The following is an 18468-nucleotide window of genomic DNA, read 5'->3' as shown; positions in this document are numbered from 1 at the left end:
GCGGCGGGTGGCCGGATGACCGGCGCCTGGCGCGGCCGTTCTCCGTTGCCGAGCCGGGTCGGCAGGGGAGCGCTGGCCGCCCTCGCGGCGAGCGTGCTGGCGATCACCGCCGCGCCCGCAGGCGCGCTGGCGCCGCCGGAGGTGGTGATCGGCTCCCCGCCCGCCGACGACCCGCCCGGCCCGGAGTTCCCGGTCAAGCAGGACAAGGGTTGCCTGGCCGCGGGCGTGCTGCCGGACAGCGACCTGACCCGCACCCCGCCGCCGGAGGTGGCGCTCGACCTGGACCGCGCGCGGGCGCTGAGCCGCGGCGCCGGGGTGACCGTGGCGGTCATCGACACCGGCGTGCAGCCGCAACCCCGGCTGCCCAACCTGATCGGCGGCGGCGACTACGTGACCCCCGGCGGCGACGGCCTCTCCGACTGCGACGCGCACGGCACCCTGGTCGCCGGGATCATCGGCGCCGCCGACCATCCGGCGGACGGGCTGACCGGCGTCGCGCCGGACGCGCGGATCATCTCCATCCGGCAGCACTCCGGCGCCTTCGTGCCGGACGGTGCCGGGTTCGACCAGGCCCAGCGCGCCGCGGCCGAGATCAGGACGCTGGCCCGCGCCATCACCAGGGCGGCGAACCAGGGCGCCGGGGTGATCACGGTGTCGCTGCCGATCTGCATGCCGGTCGAGCAGCAGCTCGATCAGGCCATGCTCTCGGCGGCGATCGGGCACGCCGTGCACGTGCGCGGCGCGCTGATCGTGGCGGGCGCGGGGAACACCGGGAGCACCGGCTGCCAGGAGCAGAACCCCGCCATCGACCCCGCCCGCCCCGGCGACCCGCGCAACTGGGAGAAGGTGCGCACCATCGCCACCCCCGGCTGGTTCGCCCCCACCGTGCTCACCGTCGGCTTCACCACCGCGACCGGCGTGCCCATGCCGGATTCGCTGGCGGGCCCGTGGGTCTCGGTGGCCGCGCCCGGCACCGGGGTGGAGTCGCTCGGCCCCGGCGGCGGTGGCCTGGTCAACGGGGTCGGCTCGCCGGACAAGCTGATTCCGGTCGGCGGCGCCTCGTTCGCCGCTGCCTACGTGAGCGGGGTCGCGGCGCTGCTGCGCTCCCGTTTCCCGAACGAGACCCCCGCCGAGATCGCGGCGCGGCTGCAGGCGAGCGCGCACGCGCCCGCCCGCGGCATCGACAACGCGGTCGGCGCCGGGCTCATCGATCCGGTGGCCGCGCTCGGCTACCGGAGCCCGCCGCGGCCGCCCGCCGGGCTGTTCCGCGGCACCCCGTTCACCATGCCGGTGCCGCCGCGCGGGGCGGACCCGGTGCCCGCGGTCGCCGCCACGGTGGTCGTGCTCGGTGCGGTGCTGCTCGGAATCGGCGGCGCCGCGGGCGCGAGCGCGGTGCGCCGGAGGCGCCGGTGACCCTCCCGGAGCTACGGATCGGAGGTGTGGAGCGTGGCCCCTTCGCCGCGATCGTGATCGCGGGCGGACCGCCGTTGGTCCTGCTCTCGGCGCACACGCCGGGGTGGGTGGTGGCGCTGGTCTGCGGTGCGCTGCTGGTCATGGTGACCGTGCGGGTGGCGGGCCGCACCGGCGTGCGCAGGCTGCTCGACCGGATCGCCTACCGCGCCGGGTACGCGGCAAGGGCGGCGGCCCGCGCCGCGCCGCTGCCGATCACCGATGTCGCGGTGCCCGCCGGGGTCTGCGGGGTCGGCGGGCAGGACGGCGTGCTGGTCGCCATGATCCAGCTCGCCCCGAACCTCGACCTGCCGACCGTGGTCACCGAGGCCACGCTGTACACCGAGGACACCATCGGCATCGCCGAGCTGTACCCGATGCTCGACCAGTTCGGCGTCGGCGTCGATATCGATGTCGTCACCACCGGGCGCCGGGTGCGCGCCGACGGCGGCTACAGCATGCTCTACGACCAGCTCATCGGCAGCCACCCGGTGGTCGGCGACCGGCGCACCTGGCTGGTGGTCCGGCTCGACCAGCGGCGCAACCTGGTCGCGCTGGCGCGGCGCGGCGCGGTCGAGGTGACCGGGCCGCAGGCGCTGGCGACCGCGGCGCACCGGATCGCGAGCCGGTTGCGCGAGCGCGGGATCGCGGCGCACGCGCTGCCCGCGGGCGCGCTGCGCGAGGCCGTCCGTTCGCTGCACGCCGGGGTCGAGCTGGACGAGCTGCGGGAGACCTGGCGGCACCTGGAGTCGTCGGTGCCCGGCCGCGGCGTGACCAGCTTCGCCATCGACTGGCCGCGGCTCGGCGAGACCGGGCTCGACGACTGCTGGTCGTGGAGCCGCGGCCACACCACCCTGGTGATCGGGCTCTCCGCGGCGGCCGATGGGCCGCGCGCGCTGGTGCGCTACGTCGGCCCGCCGGTCTCCGCCTCGGTGCCCGACTACCTGCGCCCGCTCGGCGGCGCGCAGTCCGCCGCGCTGCTCGCTTCGCTGCCCGGCGCGGTCGGGGTGCGCGACCTGCGCGGCGAGGAGTCCGGCGCCGATATCGCCCCGGCCGAGGTGGTTTCCCGGCTCGCGCTCCCGATCGGGCCGAACGGCCAGATCCTCGGGGCGATCAGCGGGCAGCCGCGGCACAGCCTCGCGCTTCCGCTCTTCGACCCCGCGCGCTACAACCCGCGCCGCCGGGCCATCGACGTGCACGCCCTGCTGCCGGTCGCGCAGCAGATCGTGCTGCGTGCGATGGTCGTCGGCGCCGATATCGAGGTGCACACCGCGCGGCCGCAGAGCTGGCAGCAGCTGGTCGCCGCGGTGGGCGACGACCGGTCGCTGCGGCTGGTCGACGCCTATGCGGCCGAATCGGATGCGCGCCAGGAGCCGCCCGCGACCATCGCGGTCTTCGACCAGCTCCCGCCCCGCGGCTCCGAGGCGCCGACCACCGTGACGATCAACGAGCCGGGCGGCCCGCGCCAGCGCTCGGCCGACCTGGCCATCACCCAGGTGAGCGCGACCGCGGTGGATGTCAGCATCCCGATGCGTACAGTGCGGGTAGAGCTGATCGAACCACGCGGAGAAACCCGCTACGTCGATCCCGCCGACGGCCCGCGCACATCGAGCGCGCCCGCCGGTTCCATTGTCCCCCTTGCGAGTCCGCCGACCGGCGGACGTCGCGTGAGCTGACGAGGTGCGTAGGCGATATGACTATTTCCGTGGCAGCGGACTCCATGGGCGACACGGCCGAACCGCCGGGTGACGGGGCCGCGCTGACGCCGCGCCAGGCGGCGGCGGCCATCTTCTCCCGCAGGCTGTCGGATCTGATCGCGGAGTCGGTGGTCTCCACCGAGGACGGCTCGACCCGATCGCTGACGCTGTACTCGCTGGCCAGGCACCTGGAGCTGGCCTATCCGGACGTGCCGGTCTCGCAGTCGGGGCTGTACCGGCTGATCCACGGCGACGCCATCCCCCGGCTCGACCTGGTGATCGCGCTGGCCCGAGTGTTCGACGTGCCGCAGGAGTACTTCCTCTCCGAGTGACGCCGGTTCCCACCGGCGGGAATGTCGCCCGCGCCCGCGCCGGAGCTGCCCGGATACGCTCGGCGACATGCCCGACGAGGACTCGGGAGATGTCTTTCTCCATCATCGCGCGCTGCTCCTCGACACCCTGCTCGCCGATCCGGCGCTCGCGGGGCCGGGCCGCGGCGCACCGGACCCGGAGCAGTCGGGGCCGGTCTCGGTACCGTTGCGGAGTTCGGGCGGCCCGAAGGCAAGCGAGCGAATCCTGGCGCTGCTCAACGGCGAACAGTACGAGCCGGAGCCGCCGCCCGGCCTCGCCAATGTCGCGCGCTCGGAGCAGGCCGCGGACCCCGAACCGGAGCCTGACCCCGAACCGCGACGGCCCCGGGCGGCCGGGCCGCTCACCGCCGGGCTCGCCCTGCTGCGCAGGCCGAAGGTCGCCGTCGCGGCGGCCGCGGCGCTGGTGCTCGCGCTGATCCTGACGCTGGTGAGCACCGGCGGCCGGACCGACGAGCAGGCCGCGATCGGCACGCTGGTCGTCACCGCGCCCCCGCTGACCTCCGCGCCGAGCACGTCGGCGGTGCCGGGCACCGAGCCGATCGAGGTGAAGTCGGCGCAGTCGAAGTGCCCGCCGGGCAGCACCGCGGCGATGGACGCGTTCAGCGGGCTGCCGGAGAAGGCGTGGTCCTGCGTCCGCGCGTACAAGGTCGACGGCCAGGTGCTGATGATCGACCTGGGCCGGACCTACGAGGTGGACTCGATCGGCATCGTCCCCGGCTGGGACAGCGTGGCCGCCGACGGGACCGACCAGTGGAACAAATTCCGCACGGTCAGCCGGGTCTCCTACCAGTTCGACGACGGCAACTCCACCGTCTACACCCAGCAGACGCTGAATCAGCGCACCCTGGTGGTCACGCCGATCCGGCCCGCGCTGCGCGCCTCCCGGATCGTGCTCACCGTGCTGCAGTCCAGCGGGGACGCCGCGGTGAACACCACCGCCATCTCCTCGGTCGTGGTGACCGGCCGGTGACCGGCCCGCTCGAGCTGGTCTGCGAGTACTGCGCGCATCGCAGCCGGGGCGGCGAGTCCAGGTGCGGCCACTGCGGCGGGCCGCTGCGCGCCGCGCTCGACGTCGCCGAGACCACGGTGCGCGGCGCGCAGGAGGTGGTCAAGGGCGCCCACGAGGTGGTGCGGAACGCCGAGAAGGTCGCCGGCGTGCTCGGCGGGGAGTGGCAGCGCTTCGTGCTGCCCGCCGTCGGCGTGCTGATCGCGGTGCTCTGCGCGGTGCTGGTCTGGTCCTGCTCGCCGCTGCGCTCGGCGGTGGCGCCGCCGCCACCGGTCTCGGCGGCGCAGGCGCTGCCCGAGCTGCTCGCCGCCGCCACCTCCTGCGAGCGGGCCGATGCCGGCCGCCGCGCCGAGCGGTGCGTGCTGCCCGCGGGGAGCCCGCTGCTCTTCGGCGGGCTGGCGGGCGGGCGCGAGCTGACGCTCTACACCGAACTCGCCGCGCCGGAGCAGCTGGCCGCCACCGTGCGCCGGTGGCGGTCGGCGGGCGGGACCGCCCTGCTCGACGGTCGCGTCTACGCCGCCGTCGGCCCATCGACGACCGTGCTCTACGCCGACTCGCGCACCGGCCTGGTGCTGGAGACCAGCGCTTTCACCGGCTCCGCCGCCGCGCGGACCTTCCTGAACCGGGCCGGCCTGCTGATGCCGTGACGCGGCGCTCCCCTCTTGTTACACTGTTCAACGTGCCGCTAGATAACGGCTCGTTCGTTCAGGAGTAAGGGATAGCCGAACGGGTGCGGCGCGGACGAATCCCGCTCGGGAAGGCGACAGGTCGATGGTGGCAACCACTCAGTTCACGAATCCGCGGCAGCTCGGGGACGACCCGGAGGCGGCGTACTTCCGCTGGCTCCCGCCGGGCGCCGCCGCGGCGGGCTCCGGCCGGGCCGAGCAGATCTTCCGCCGCCACCGCGAGCTGGCCGCGGTGCGCGCGCCGGGCTCGGCGGCCACCCGGGTGTACCGGCCGGGGGACGCGGGCGGGCTCGGCGCGGCGGTGCAGATCGTCAACGACGACATGCCGATGCTGGTCGACTCGGTCACCGCCGCGCTGCGCAGGCTCGGCGCCACCGTGACCGAGGTGATCCACCCGGTCTTCGCAGTGACCAGGGACGACGGCGGCGCCCTTACCGGGGTCGCGGTCCCGGACGGCGAGCCGCTCGCCGGGCTCGCCGAGTCCTGGATCCACGTGCAGCTCGCGCCCGACCTCACCGCCGAGACCGCCGACCGGATCGCCGCGGCGCTGCCGCCGCTGCTGCACGACCTGCGCCGGGTCGCCGAGCACCGGCCCGCCATGCTCGGCACGCTCGGCGAGGTGGCGGGCAGCCTGGACCGGGCCGCCGCGCGCGCCGACGACCCGGAGATCGCCGAGTGCGCCGAGCTGCTGCGCTGGATGGGCGGTGGCCACTTCACCGTGCTCGGCTACGGCTACTACCGGATCCGCCGCGCGAACCCCACCGCGGACGAGGCGTGGCAGGTGCCGGGCACCGGGCTCGGCGTGCTGCGCAACGACGCGTCGGTGGCGCTGACGGTCCCGCTGCTCGGGCCGAAGCGCTCGGTGCTGCGCATGTCCAACGGCACCGTCGAATCGCTGCTGCCCGGCTCGCGCGACCTCTACTTCGTGAGCGTCGCCGACTACGGCGCGGGCGAGCGGAGCCGGGCCGTCGTGCCGGGCGAGACCGTGCGCATGGTGCAGGGCGAGCACGTCTTCGTCGGCACCTTCGCCGTCACCGGGCTGCACGAGAACATCCTGGACATCCCGGTCGTCTCCCGCCGGGCGCTGCAGGCCATCGCGCGCTCCGGGCTGGCGCTGGACTCGTTCTCCGGGCAGACCATGCTGGAGCTGATGCAGTCGTTCCCGCGCGCGGAGCTGTTCTCCACCGACGCGCGCAGGCTCTACGAGACCGTCACCGACGTGATGACGCTCGGGCTGCGCAGGCAGCTGCGGCTCTTCGTCCGCCGCGACGTGCGCAGCGACGCCCTCTACTGCCTGGTCTACCTCCCGCGCGACCGCTACTCCGCCGAGGTGCGGCGGCGGATGACCGAGGTGCTGCGCGCCGAGTACGGCGGCGAGCGGATCACCTACTCCGCCAGGGCCACCGAGTCCGAGCTGGCCGTCCTGTACTTCACCGTGCACCGCGCCGCGGGCGCCACACCCGCCGACCTCTCCGACGACGGCCGCGCCCGCGTCCAGCAACTGCTCCAGGACGCCACCCTGACCTGGGCAGACCGGCTGCGCGGCGCCGCCGCGGCGGCACCCGACATCACCCCCGCGCTGCTCGACGCGTACGCCGACGCCTTCCCGCCGAGCTACCGGGACGAGCACGGCCCGGACCGCGCGCTGGCCGACCTGCGCAGGCTGGAGCGGCTGCGCGACGGCGAGATCGACACCCGCCTCGCCCGCGACGCGGGCGCGCCGTCGGGGGAGTGGCGGTTCACGCTCTACCTGACCGGCGCCGGCGTCTCGCTCAGCCGGGTGCTTCCGGTGCTGCACAGCCTCGGCGTCGAGGTCGTCGACGAGCGCCCGCACCGGGTGCGGCGCGCGAATGCGGCGGATCGCTGGATCCTCGACTTCGGGCTGCGGGTGCCCGCCGCGCTGCTGCGCGGTGCGCTCGACCCGGAGCTGGAGGCCGGGCTCGGCGCGGGCGATATCGGCGCGGGGCCCCGCACCGGCGTCGGCCGCGGCTTCCCCGACGCGGTCGAGGCCATGTGGTTCGGGTACGCCGAGGTCGACGGCCTCAACGAGCTGGTGCTGCGCGCGGGGCTGCACTGGCGGCAGGTCGCCATGCTCCGGGCGTACGCGAAGTACCTGCGGCAGGCCGGGTTCCCGTACACCTTCGACCACATCACCCGGGTGCTGCTCGGGCACCCGGCCATCGCCGCCGCCTGCGCGGAGCTGTTCGCCGCCCGCTTCGACCCGGACGCACCCGAGCCGACCCGCGGGGTGCGCGCGGCGGCGCTCGCCGCCCGGCTGCGGGCCGCGATCGACGAGGTCACCGGGTTGGACGCGGACCGCATCCTGCGCGCCGTGCACGGGCTGATCGAGGCGACGCTGCGCACCAACCACTACCGCCGCGACGCCGCGGGCAGGCCGCCGGAGTACCTCTCCTGCAAGCTGGATCCGCCCGCCATCGCCGAGCTGCCCGAGCCGCGGCCGAAGTACGAGATCTTCGTCTACTCGCCGCGGGTCGAGGGCGTGCACCTGCGCTTCGGTTCGGTGGCGCGCGGCGGGCTGCGCTGGTCGGACCGGCTGGAGGACTTCCGCACCGAGATCCTCGGGCTGGTGAAGGCGCAGGCGGTGAAGAACGCGGTGATCGTCCCGGTCGGCGCCAAGGGCGGCTTCGTGGTGAAGCGCCCGCCCGCGCCCACCGGCGACCCGGCGGCCGACCGGAAGGCCGCGCTCGCCGAGGGCATCGCCTGCTACCGCACCTTCATCGCCGGGCTGCTCGACCTCACCGACAACGTCGACCGGGCCACCGGCGAGACCCGCCCGCCCACCCGCGTCGTGCGCCGCGACGGCGACGACAGCTACCTGGTGGTCGCCGCGGACAAGGGCACCGCGACCTTCTCCGACATCGCCAACGGGGTGGCCGGGGAGTACGGCTTCTGGCTGGGCGACGCCTTCGCCTCCGGCGGCTCGGCCGGGTACGACCACAAGGCCATGGGGATCACCGCCCGCGGCGCCTGGACCAGCGTCGAACGCCACTTCCACGAGCTGGACGTCGACGTGCGCACCCAGGACTTCACCGTGGTCGGCGTCGGCGACATGAGCGGCGACGTCTTCGGCAACGGCATGCTGCTCTCCGAGCACATCCGGCTGGTGGCCGCCTTCGACCACCGGCACATCTTCCTCGACCCGGCCCCGGACGCCGCGCGCTCGCACGCCGAGCGCGCCCGGCTGTTCGCGCTGCCGCGCTCCTCCTGGGCCGACTACGACACCGCGCTCATCTCGCCCGGCGGCGGCGTCCACGACCGCACCGCCAAGTCGATCCCGGTCACCCCCGAGGTGCGCGCGGCGCTCGGCATCGCCCGCGAGGTGACCGCGCTCGCGCCGGCGGAGATGATCAGGGCGGCGCTGCAGGCCCCGGTCGACCTGCTCTGGAACGGCGGCATCGGCACCTACGTCAAGGCGAGCACCGAATCCGACGCCGAGGTCGGCGACAAGGGCAACGACGCCGTGCGGGTGGACGCGGACCGGCTGCGGGTCAAGGTGATCGGCGAGGGCGGCAACCTCGGGGTGACCGCGCTGGGCCGGATCGAGTTCTGCCGCGCGGGCGGCCGGATGAACACCGACGCGCTGGACAACGCGGCCGGCGTCGACTGCTCCGACCACGAGGTCAACATCAAGGTGCTGCTGGACGCGGCGGTCTCGGCGGGCGAGCTCGCCGCCGCCGACCGCGACCCGCTGCTCGCCTCGATGACCGAGGAGGTCGCGGAGCTGGTGCTGCGCAACAACATCGCGCAGAACATCCGGCTCGGCATCTCCCGCGCGGACGCGCCCGCCATGCTCGGCGTGCACCGGCGGCTGATCGGCGCCCTGGAGGCCGGGCACGGGCTCGACCGCCGCCTGGCGGCGCTGCCCACCGACGCCGAGCTCGACCGCAGGGGCGCCGACGGCCGCGGCCTCTCCTCACCCGAGCTCGCGAACCTCATGGCGCACGTCAAGCTCGCGCTCAAGGCCGAACTGCTCGACGGCGAGCTGCTCGACGGCCCCGCCTTCGCCGGGGTGCTGCCCGGCTACTTCCCGGCCCCGCTGCGTGAGCGCTTCGGCGCCGCCATCTCGCGGCATCCGCTGCGCAGGCGGATCGTCGCCACCGTCGTGGTCAACGACATGGTCGACAACGGCGGCATCACCTACGCCTTCCGGCTCGCCGAGGAGGCGGGCGCGACCACCGAGGACGCCGTCCGCGCGTTCACCGTCGCCTCGGCCATCTTCGACCTGCCGGTGCTGCGCGAGCGGATCCGCAGCACGCCGATGCCGACCGCGGTCCGCGACCAGCTCGAGCTGGAGGCCGAGCGCACCCTGGACCGGGGATCGCGGTGGCTGCTGGCCAACCGGCCGCAGCCGATCGCGATCGGGGCCGAGATCGCCCGCTACTGGGACCGGGTCCGGGTGCTCGCCGACGCGGTGCCCGCCCTGCTCACCGGCTACCTCGCCGCCGACCTCGCCGCGCGCTCGCGGTGGGCGGTCGAGCACGGCGCGCCCGCGGGCGTCGCCGCGGAGGTGTACCGGCTGATCCAGCTGTGCCCGCTGCTCGACGCCGTCGACGTCGCCGAGATCGCCGAGCGCGACCCCGCGGAGGTGACCGCGCTGATGTACGCGCTGAACGAGCACTTCGCCATCGAGCGGCTGCTGACCGCGGTCGGCAGGCTCGCCCGCGGCGACCGCTGGCACACCCTGGCCCGGCTCGCGGTCCGCGACGACCTCTACGAATCCTGGCGGCTGCTCACCAGGGACGTACTCGCCGCCACCGGCCCGCAGGACGGCGTCGCCGCCAAGATCGCCTACTGGGAGTCGATCAACCGGGCCAGGCTGGCACGTGCCGGCGCGGCGCTGCGCGAGATCTTCGCCGCCGACGACCACGACATCGCCACCCTGTCGGTGGCGGCGCGGCAGGTGCGCGGGCTGGTCGGCGGCGAGTCCGGGAACGCCTCCCGATCCGGGTGAACCGGCGCGTGCTCCGCGGCTCCGGCACCCGCCGAGGCTCGCGGCGCACCGCCGGGTGCGGCCTCGAGGAAGCGGCGCGCCCGGTCGGCGCGGCGGCCGGCGGCTGCCGAGCCACCGGTCGGGCGGCGACCGAACCGCTCAGCCGGGCAGTCCGGCGCCGCAGGCGGCGCAGAAGCGCGCGCCGGGGGCGGCCTCGGCCCCGCAGCCGGGGCAGTGCCGCGGCGCGGCGGCGAGCCGGGCGCCGCACCCGGGGCAGAACCGGGCGCCCGCCGGGGCCGCCGCCCCGCACCCGCCGCACCCCACGGCGGGCTCCGGCATCGCGGGTGGAACGACCCGGGGCTGCTGCAGCGCCGCCAAACCCAGTGCCGCGCCGAGCAATCCACCCTCGGCGCCACCTCCGCCCCCGTGCGCCAGCCCCTGCCCGGCGCCGAGCGCGAGCTCACCCGCGGCGTACCGCTGGAAGTCGCCGGCCAGCCGGATGTAGGTGATGTCCTTGGCGAGCCGCTTCAGCCGCTCGGCGTCCTCGGGAGCGAGGGTGATGTCGAAGTTGCCCATCCGCGGGATCCGCAGCCCGTACTCGTAGAGCGCGAGATTGGTCTCCCGCAGCACCGCCGCCTCGATCGGCCGCAGCTGCTCGGAGAGCCCGAGCACCGGCCACTGCCCGCCGGAGACCCCGCGCGCGACGGCCACCTTCATGGACTTGAGCAGCAGCTCGGCCGCCCACGAGGTCACCGCGGCCGGGTCGGTGAGGTCGGTGGTCCCGGTCAGCGCGGTGATCAGCACCGCCGGATCGCGGACCGCGAGCGCGAACTCGCCGAAGGCGCGCAGCGTCACCACCTGCTCGCTCACCGGGTCGCGGACGTCGGCCAGCCTGCCGCCGAAGCGCAGCCCGGTGACCTCGCGGGCCGCGACGAAGTACAGCTCCGCGCGGTAGAGGTTGCCCCCGGTGACGCCGTCGAGCAGCGCGCCGAGCACCGGGAGCTCGACCGCGTCGATCCGGTGCCTGCCCGGGCCGAGCGTGGCGAGCACCTGCCCGGAGCGCACGACGAGCGCCAGCTCGTCGGCGTTCACGATGGCGCGCGAGTAGCGCCGGATGGTGACGTCCGGCCACTTGTAGACCAGCTGGTTCTTGCGGTTCTCGGGAACCGCGATGAACTCCCGTGCCAACCAGGCCATGCGCGCTCCTCCGTCGAGTCGGCTCCCCACGTTTCACTATAGCGGCACTCCAATTAGAGAACCGCTATTGAACGTGCCGCTGTTTGGCGGTACATTAATCACCGATATGATCGCCGTCACGCGAAAGGCATCGGCATGACTACAGTTCGCGCACCCGAAGCGCAGAGCCCCGGCCCCGCGGCGGACGCGCCGCTCGAGGAGGACGCCGGCTACCACAAGGCGCTCCGCCCGCGGCAGATCCAGATGATCGCCATCGGCGGCGCCATCGGCACCGGCCTCTTCCTCGGCGCGGGAGGCAGGCTGGCGCACGCGGGCCCCGGGCTCTTCCTCGTCTACGCCATCTGCGGCGTCTTCGTCTTCTTCATCCTGCGGGCGCTCGGCGAGCTGGTGCTGCACCGCCCGTCCTCCGGCTCCTTCGTCTCCTACGCCCGCGAGTTCTACGGCGAGAAGCTGGCCTTCGCGGTCGGCTGGATGTACTTCTTCCACTGGTGCATGACCGGCATCGTCGACATCACCGCCATCGCCACCTACGTGCACTTCTGGAGCAAGTTCGAGGTCGTGCCGCAGTGGGTGATCGCGTTCGTCGCGCTGGCCGCGGTGGTCGCCATCAACATGGTCTCGGTGCGCTGGTTCGGTGAGCTGGAGTTCTGGGCCTCGATCATCAAGGTGGTCGCGCTGGTCTCGTTCCTGGTGATCGGCACCGTCTTCCTCGCCCGGCGCACCGAGATCGACGGCGTGCCGACGGGGCTGAGCGTCATGGCCGACAACGGCGGGTTGTTCCCGAGCGGATTGATGCCGCTGGTCCTGGTCACCACCGGCGTCGTCTTCGCCTACGCGGCGGTCGAGCTGGTCGGCACCGCGGCGGGCGAGACGGAGCACCCGGAGAAGGTCATGCCGCGCGCGATCAACTCGGTGATCGCCCGGATCGCGCTGTTCTACGTCGGCTCGCTGGTGCTGCTCGCGCTGCTGCTGCCCTACACCGCGTTCCGCTCCGGGGAGAGCCCGTTCGTCACCTTCTTCTCCAAGATCGGCGTCGACGGCGCGGGCTCGGCGATGAACCTGGTGGTGCTCACCGCCGCCTTCTCCAGCCTGAACGCCGGGCTGTACTCGACCGGCCGGATCCTGCGCTCGATGTCGATGAGCGGCAGCGCCCCCGGGATCGCCGCCCGGATGTCGAAGGGCGGCGTGCCCTACGTCGGCATCCTTGCGACCGGCGCGATCGCGCTCTTCGGCGTCGGGCTCAACGCCCTGGTCCCGGAGCAGGCGTTCGAGATCGTGCTCAACATGTCGGCGCTCGGCACCATCGCCGCGTGGAGCGCGATCATCCTCTGCCAGCTCAAGCTGTACAGGTGGGCCAAGGAGGGGCGGATCGAGCGGCCCAAGTTCCGGCTCTTCGGCGCGCCGTACACCAGCTACGCGACCCTGGTCTTCCTGGCCACGGTGGTGCTGCTGATGCTCTTCAGCGACGACGCGGTGCAGCGCGGCGCGGTGATCGCGACCCTGCTGGTGGTGTTCCCGCTCTTCGTCGGCGGCTGGTTCCTCGCCCGCAAGCGGGTGCTGGCGATCGCGACGGCGCGGGTCGGGCACACCGGGGCCTTCCCGGTGGTGGCCGAGCGGCCGCCGGGCAGCGGCGGCCCCGCGGTGGTGCTCGGCAAATCCGATGCGGCCGACGACCGCGACTGACCGCCTTCCACTCCACCCCGGGCCACCCGCCCGGGGTGGAGTTCTGTTCCCAGTGCTGGGAATACGAGGTTGCCCGAAACGAAAGGTGGTGGATCACAATGGGGCGCCGAACGAGTGGGTCCGAGAGGTTCGCATGCCGGAGCAGCCCGACGCCGACCGCCCCCTGCCGCACCCGTGGTCGAGCAGGCGGATCAGGGGCACCGAGCTGCCCCGGCGCGCCAGGCACCCGTGGGCGACCAGGCGCGCCCCGAACGCGGGGGCGCGGCCGGGCGGTACCGCCGTCGCCGACCGCACGGCCGAGCGCGGCACCGAGCCGGACCCGGGAACCGGAGCGGAGCCCGGCACCGAGCCGGACTCCGGTGCCGAACAGATGGACACCGCCGCAGCCCTTTTCGCGGCGCTCGGCGCCGGCACCCAGCCCGGCTCCGGCGGCAGCGCGCGATCGCGTCCCGGCACCCGCAGGCTCGGCGCCGGCCTGGTCTCCATGCCCCAGGTGAGCCCGCTCGACCCGCGCGGCGCGGTGCTGCCGAACCCGGAGGTGGCCGAGCACAAGCGGCACTGCTGGAAGTGCCAGCATCCGGTGGGCCGCGGCACCGGCGGCGAGCCGGGTCCGGTGGCGGGGGAGTGCGCCCGCTGCCGCTCGCCGTTCAACTTCCGCCCCGCGCTGGCCGCGGGGGAGATGGTGGCCGGGCAGTACGAGGTGCAGGGCTGCCTCGCGCACGGCGGCCTCGGCTGGATCTACCTCGCCATCGACCGGAACGTGAGCGACCGCTGGGTGGTGCTCAAGGGGCTGCAGAACCCGCTCGACTTCGAGGCGCACGTGGTCGCGCTCGCCGAGCGGCAGTTCCTCTCCGAGGTGGCGTACCCGAGCATCGTCAAGATCTACAACTTCGTGAAGCACCGCTCGGTCCGGGAGACCCCGGACGGCTACATCGTCATGGAGTACGTCGGCGGCCGCTCCCTGAAGACGCTGCTCGACCTGGCCGCGCCGGAGCGGCTCCCGGTCGCCGACGCGATCGCCTACCTGATGGAGATCCTGCCCGCGCTCGACTACCTGCACTCCTCCGGGCTCGCCTACAACGACCTGAAGCCGGACAACATCATGGTCAGCGCGGACGAGGTCAAGCTGATCGACCTGGGCGCGGTGGCCGCCGTCGAGTCCTACGGCAGCATCTACGGCACCCCCGGCTACCAGGCCCCCGAGGTCACCGAGACCGGCCCGACCGTCGCCTCCGACATCCACACCGTCGGCCGCACGCTGGCCGCGCTGGTGCTGGAGCTGCCCAAGGACGAGCACGGCCACTACCGCACCGGCATCCCGGACGCCGCCGAGGTGCCGCTGCTCGGCCGCTACCCGGCGCTGCGCAGGCTCCTCGTCCGCGCCACCGACCCGGACCCGGCGCGCCGCTTCCCCTCGGCCTACGCGCTGCACTGCCAGCTCGCCGGGGTGCTCCGGATGGTGCTCGCCACCGACACCGAGCTGGAGCACCCGCAGTCGTCGGCCGAGTTCGGCTCGATGCGCGGCGCCTTCGGCATCGAGACCCTGATCGGCCAGACCGACGGCATGGCCGACGGCAGGCACCGGCTGCCGACCCTGGACGCCCCGAGCGTGGTCGCCGCGCTGCCGGTGCCGCTGGTCGACAGCGAGGACCCGAGCGCCGAGCTGCTCTCCACGCTGCCGCACGCCGACCCGATCCACGCGCTGGACTCGCTGCGCCGCGCCGCCGACCGGATCGTCGCCGGCACCATCCCGGAGCCGGCGACCTTCGAGCTGGAGGGCACGCTCACCGTCGTCCGCGCGCACCTCGACCTCGGCGACGTCGGGCAGGCCCGCGCGCGCCTCGCCGAGCTGCGGCCGCGGTACGGCGGCGACTGGCGGATCGAGTGGTACAGCGCGATCGCCGCGCTGCTCGACGGCGAGCACCGCACCGCGTACGAGCACTTCGACCGGGTGCACACCATGGTCCCCGGGGAGCTGGCGCCGCAGCTCGCGCTGGCCGCCACCGCCGAGCTGGCACTGGGCGAGCCCGAGGCGGGGGAGCGCTGGAGCGCGGCGGCGATCGAGTACTACCGCACCGTGTGGCGCACCGACCGCGGCGCGGTGAGCGCGGCCTTCGGGCTGGCCAGGCTGCTCGGCGCCGAGCAGCGGGTGCCGGAGGCCGTCGAGATCCTGGACCAGGTGCCCGATGCCTCGCGCTACCACGGCATCGCCCGGCTCACCGGGTGCCTGCTGCTGGTCTCGCGCCCGGCCGCCGAGATCACCGAGGCCGATCTGGCCGAGGCGGCGGCCAGGCTGGAGGCCGCGCCGGACGAGCCGCGCGCGCTGCAGCTGCGGATCGTCGTGCTCGGCGCCGCGCTGCAGTCGCTGGACGCCCAGCCGCGCGCGGTGCGGGCGGACAGCACCATCCTCGGTACCCCGTTCACCCGCCCCGGGCTGCGCGCGGGGCTGGAGACGGCGCTGCGCGCGCTCGCCCGCGGCGCCCCGCAGCGGCTGCACCGGTACCGCCTCGTCGACCTGGCGAACTACGTCCGGCCCCGGACCCGGTTCTAGCCCGGCGGCGGTCGTTGCGGCGCTGGAAGGTCTAGCCCGGCCGCGCGAGTACCGGGCGGAGCAGCAGCGGGACGGCGAGTAGCCCGAGCAGCCAGGCCCACTGACCGGTGAGTGCGGTCAGCAGCAGCGCCAGGCAGGTGAGCGCGGTGGCGAGCACCGCCCGCCGCACCCCGGGGCGCGGCGCCGGTCCGGGCGGCCCCGGCGGCACCCCGGCGGGCAGGTCGGCGAAGGACGCGGCCAGCTCCACCCTGCTCTCCGCCGCCAGCACCGCCGCGCTGCGCACCTCGAACTCCGGCAGGCTCAGCCTGCCGGAGCCCAGGTGCTCGACGAGCTCGCGCAGCGCGCGCTCGCGGTCGGCGTCGCCCGCGCGCGAATCGGATGCGGCCACGGCCCGGCTCAGATCAGCATGCCGTCGTAGCACAGGCTGGAGGAGCGCCAGGAGGGCTGCGGCCCGGTCCCGGTGTCGAAGCGCCACTGCGCGATCGGGCCGGCCGCCTTCCAGAACGGCGGGCCGCTCGCGCCCCAGACCACCTGGTAGACGTCCTCGGCGCCCTCGATCAGCTGGCTGCCGACGCAGTAGTCGGTGTAGGCGGTCCCCGGCTGCAGCGCGCCGCCGCTGAACGAGCCGGACGGCGCCGAGCCCGCGCCCGGATTCGGCACCGTGCTCGGCGCGCCGGTCCGCCCGCCGCGGAACCAGTGCGAGCTGAGCCCGTCCCAGCCGCACTCGAAGCTCCAGCCGCCGGCCACCACCTCGGACAGGTAGGGGTGCGAGACGCCCGCCCAGAGACAGGCGATGCCCTCGTCGGCCTGCGCCGCACCGCCGCCGAGCCCGGTGCCGATCGCACCCGCGGCCACCGCGACGCACGCGGCCATCGCCCGTGCCGCGAACCTCGTGAACATCGAAGCCTCCACTCCCGCGGCGCAATACTGCCGCTATATAACGAGACGTTATCCATGGGTGAACTGTGCTGTCGAGCGCCGCGTCTTCCCGATCCTGGGAATCGCGGGCGCCGCTGCGGTTGCCCGGGACTTGCGCAGGGCCGGAAGACCTCCCGTTCCGTGCCGGGTCACCGGGTACGGGTCGCGATGTCCGGCCGGGCGCCCGCGGCGTTGTGCGGTGTCACGAACCCGGCGCCGCGCCCCGGCGGGGCGACGCGCGGCGGGCCGTGCCAGGCACGCCGGATATGGTTTCCTTAGTGCATGTCTGCGGGTGTTGAGTACACGATCGATGAGCTGGCGCGTGCGGCTGACACGACGGTTCGCAGCGTGCGCGTGTACCACGAGCGCGGCGTGCTCCCCCCGCCGCAGGTGAAGGGGCGCACCGGTTTCTACAGCCGGGAGCACCTGAACCGAATTCGCACCATCAGCCGATTGCTGGATCGCGGAATCAAGCTCAACGGGATCCGAGAGCTGCTGGAGGCGTGGGATCGCGGCGACGACCTCGGCGACGTGCTCGGGGTCTCCGATGCCGAGGAGCTGGAGGGCGCCACGGCGGGCACCGGCGAGACCATCGCCGCCACCGACCTCGACGAGCGGTACCGCGCGGTGCCGAACGGGCTGACCAGGGTGGTCGCCGCCGGGCTGTACGAGCCGGTGGACGCCACCACCTACCGGATCGCCGACCCGCAGCTCATCGCCGTCGCCGAGCAGCTCGGCGCCGCCGGTGTCCCGGTCGCCGACGTGCTCGACGAGCTGGACCGGTTGCGCGGCGATTGCGAGCGCGTCTCGCGCCGCTTCGTCGAGCTCTTCCAGCGCACCGCCTGGCAGCCGTTCCTGGAATCGGGGCGCACCGCCGCCGACGTCGCCGAGCTCGCCGAGCGGGCCGAGGTCACCAGGACCGCGCCGGGCCGGCTCGCCGCCGAGCTGGTGAACCGGTACACCGCGCGCTACCTGGCCCAGGACACCGAGCTCAACGAGGCGCTGCCCGGCGCCTGAGCCGCGCCCCCTAGCAGTAGCGGGCCTGCGGCTTGCAGACCGTCCAGCCGTCCTCGTTGTCCGAGCGGGACCAGGTGGTGTTGTCGCCGCCGCTGCCGGAGTTCACCGACTGCCCGGGGTAGTTGTCGGCGTAGTAGGCCCTGCGGTTGTCCCTGGTCTCGGCCCGCGAGCGCGGGTCGTCCGAGTCGTGGTGGTAGCCCCTCGGGTCGATGTGGTCCCAGCCGGTGTCGTCCCGGCCGTAGCGCGAATCCCGCGGTGCGGCGCCTGCGGTGCCTGCCGCGCCCGCGATGACGCCGGCGACGGTGCCGGTCAGCGCGAGGGTGGCGAGAATGCGGCGGGTGGTCGAACTGGTGGTCATCGGGAACTCCGTTCGAATAAGTGCACACTCTGTAGTGCGCCGTTATCTAACGGTACGTTGAAGACGTGCCAACGCATGGACTGCCGTTCCCACTGCTGGGAAGCATCACACCATGTGGACGGTCACAGGTTGATTGTGTGCGCCATTCGTCCGACCTGGGACTTTCCACATGCTTTGGTTGATCTTTACTATTGAGGCGACCTCAGCGTCACGGTCACGTACCAAGGGCGCCGCGCTCCCGCGCGGCGCGTTCGATGCCGCACATGTTCCGCCGATGAACCGGGGTCCGGCCCCGGCGAAGGAGAAATATGTTCACCGACACCGACGTCGCCCCGCGTCTCCGCCCGACGGGCGAGAAATGTTGAAGCGCAAGGGTTTCAGAACGGCTGCGTAGCAATCCGCCCGGCAGCGGAGTTCTCAGGCTTTGCTAAGTCATTACCAATACCCTTGCTTTTCATTGCACCCCGGCCCGCAGCAGCGCCGGGGCAGCGCCCCACCGCGACTGCCGGTTCGCGGTCTGTGCTCCCTGTCGGATTTCGTGATCGTCAACCGACCCCGGCTGTGCCCGGGTCGGCGAAGGAGAA

Annotated in this window: 13 protein-coding genes; 9 read left to right on the top strand and 4 right to left on the bottom strand. The window is 73.9% G+C overall.

Going from position 1 to position 18468, the window contains the following annotated elements:
* The first annotated feature begins 15 nt into the window (after nt 1–15).
* The 6 genes from mycP (at nt 16) to LTT61_RS08490 (ending at nt 10181) form a co-directional block, all read left to right on the top strand.
* Nucleotides 16–1413: a type VII secretion-associated serine protease mycosin gene (mycP, locus tag LTT61_RS08515; RefSeq protein WP_233019380.1), complete on the top strand. Its 1398-nt coding sequence runs from the start codon at nt 16–18 to the stop codon at nt 1411–1413.
* 26 nt (nt 1414–1439) lie between these two features.
* On the top strand, nt 1440–3125 hold the full coding sequence (eccE, locus tag LTT61_RS08510; RefSeq protein WP_233019379.1) for a type VII secretion protein EccE: 1686 nt from the start codon (nt 1440–1442) through the stop codon (nt 3123–3125).
* 17 nt (nt 3126–3142) lie between these two features.
* The gene (locus LTT61_RS08505; protein ID WP_233019378.1) at nt 3143–3478 is read left to right on the top strand and encodes a helix-turn-helix domain-containing protein; all 336 of its coding nucleotides are present in this window, start codon (nt 3143–3145) and stop codon (nt 3476–3478) included.
* A gap of 67 nt (nt 3479–3545) precedes the next feature.
* Complete coding sequence (locus LTT61_RS08500) at nt 3546–4487, top strand: hypothetical protein (RefSeq protein WP_233019377.1); 942 nt, start codon at nt 3546–3548, stop codon at nt 4485–4487.
* The gene (locus LTT61_RS08495; RefSeq protein ID WP_233019376.1) at nt 4484–5170 is read left to right on the top strand and encodes a hypothetical protein; all 687 of its coding nucleotides are present in this window, start codon (nt 4484–4486) and stop codon (nt 5168–5170) included. The genes LTT61_RS08500 and LTT61_RS08495 overlap by 4 nt, the downstream gene beginning before the upstream one ends.
* A 124-nt stretch (nt 5171–5294) precedes the next feature.
* Nucleotides 5295–10181 (top strand): NAD-glutamate dehydrogenase, encoded by a 4887-nt coding sequence (locus LTT61_RS08490; RefSeq protein ID WP_233019375.1) that lies wholly within the window; start codon nt 5295–5297, stop codon nt 10179–10181.
* A gap of 138 nt (nt 10182–10319) precedes the next feature.
* Here LTT61_RS08490 and LTT61_RS08485 read toward each other — a convergent pair whose 3' ends face one another.
* Entirely contained in the window at nt 10320–11357 is a 1038-nt protein-coding gene (locus tag LTT61_RS08485; RefSeq protein ID WP_233019374.1) for an SPFH domain-containing protein, read from the bottom strand.
* A 135-nt stretch (nt 11358–11492) separates the two neighbouring features.
* Between LTT61_RS08485 and LTT61_RS08480 the strand changes: the two genes are divergently transcribed.
* On the top strand, nt 11493–13040 hold the full coding sequence (locus tag LTT61_RS08480; RefSeq protein WP_233019373.1) for an amino acid permease: 1548 nt from the start codon (nt 11493–11495) through the stop codon (nt 13038–13040).
* A gap of 133 nt (nt 13041–13173) precedes the next feature.
* Nucleotides 13174–15591 carry a serine/threonine-protein kinase gene (locus LTT61_RS08475; RefSeq protein ID WP_233019372.1) on the top strand — a complete coding sequence of 806 codons (2418 nt, stop codon included), beginning with the start codon at nt 13174–13176 and terminating at the stop codon, nt 15589–15591.
* A gap of 31 nt (nt 15592–15622) precedes the next feature.
* Here LTT61_RS08475 and LTT61_RS08470 read toward each other — a convergent pair whose 3' ends face one another.
* Both LTT61_RS08470 and LTT61_RS08465 read right to left on the bottom strand, forming a co-directional pair.
* Nucleotides 15623–15979, bottom strand: a complete 357-nt coding sequence (locus tag LTT61_RS08470) for a DUF1707 SHOCT-like domain-containing protein (RefSeq protein WP_233019371.1) — start codon at nt 15977–15979, stop codon at nt 15623–15625.
* A gap of 8 nt (nt 15980–15987) precedes the next feature.
* Entirely contained in the window at nt 15988–16491 is a 504-nt protein-coding gene (locus tag LTT61_RS08465) for a hypothetical protein (RefSeq protein WP_233019370.1), read from the bottom strand.
* A 300-nt stretch (nt 16492–16791) separates the two neighbouring features.
* On the opposite strand from LTT61_RS08465, the gene LTT61_RS08460 reads away from it, so the two are divergent.
* A complete protein-coding gene (locus LTT61_RS08460; RefSeq protein WP_269821867.1) occupies nt 16792–17526 on the top strand; it encodes a MerR family transcriptional regulator in 735 nt (244 codons plus the stop codon).
* Between the two features lie 10 nt (nt 17527–17536).
* Here LTT61_RS08460 and LTT61_RS08455 read toward each other — a convergent pair whose 3' ends face one another.
* Nucleotides 17537–17884, bottom strand: a complete 348-nt coding sequence (locus tag LTT61_RS08455; protein WP_233019368.1) for a hypothetical protein — start codon at nt 17882–17884, stop codon at nt 17537–17539.
* Between the last annotated feature and the right edge of the window lie 584 nt (nt 17885–18468).

It is taken from the genome of Nocardia asteroides, assembly GCF_021183625.1.
Lineage (GTDB): Bacteria > Actinomycetota > Actinomycetes > Mycobacteriales > Mycobacteriaceae > Nocardia > Nocardia asteroides_A.
Note: the sequence above shows the minus strand (reverse complement) of the source record. Positions and strands in the feature narration are given on the sequence as shown.

Excerpts from the sequence above, each read along its gene's own strand:
- mycP (WP_233019380.1), top strand. The coding sequence starts at position 16 with ATGACCGGCGCCTGGCGCGGCCGTTCTCCGTTGCCGAGCCGGGTCGGC.
- LTT61_RS08505 (WP_233019378.1), top strand. The coding sequence starts at position 3,143 with ATGACTATTTCCGTGGCAGCGGACTCCATGGGCGACACGGCCGAACCG.
- LTT61_RS08500 (WP_233019377.1), top strand. The coding sequence starts at position 3,546 with ATGCCCGACGAGGACTCGGGAGATGTCTTTCTCCATCATCGCGCGCTG.
- LTT61_RS08490 (WP_233019375.1), top strand. The coding sequence starts at position 5,295 with ATGGTGGCAACCACTCAGTTCACGAATCCGCGGCAGCTCGGGGACGAC.
- LTT61_RS08485 (WP_233019374.1), bottom strand. The coding sequence starts at position 11,357 with ATGGCCTGGTTGGCACGGGAGTTCATCGCGGTTCCCGAGAACCGCAAG.
- LTT61_RS08480 (WP_233019373.1), top strand. The coding sequence starts at position 11,493 with ATGACTACAGTTCGCGCACCCGAAGCGCAGAGCCCCGGCCCCGCGGCG.
- LTT61_RS08475 (WP_233019372.1), top strand. The coding sequence starts at position 13,174 with ATGCCGGAGCAGCCCGACGCCGACCGCCCCCTGCCGCACCCGTGGTCG.
- LTT61_RS08465 (WP_233019370.1), bottom strand. The coding sequence starts at position 16,491 with ATGTTCACGAGGTTCGCGGCACGGGCGATGGCCGCGTGCGTCGCGGTG.
- LTT61_RS08460 (WP_269821867.1), top strand. The coding sequence starts at position 16,792 with ATGTCTGCGGGTGTTGAGTACACGATCGATGAGCTGGCGCGTGCGGCT.
- LTT61_RS08455 (WP_233019368.1), bottom strand. The coding sequence starts at position 17,884 with ATGACCACCAGTTCGACCACCCGCCGCATTCTCGCCACCCTCGCGCTG.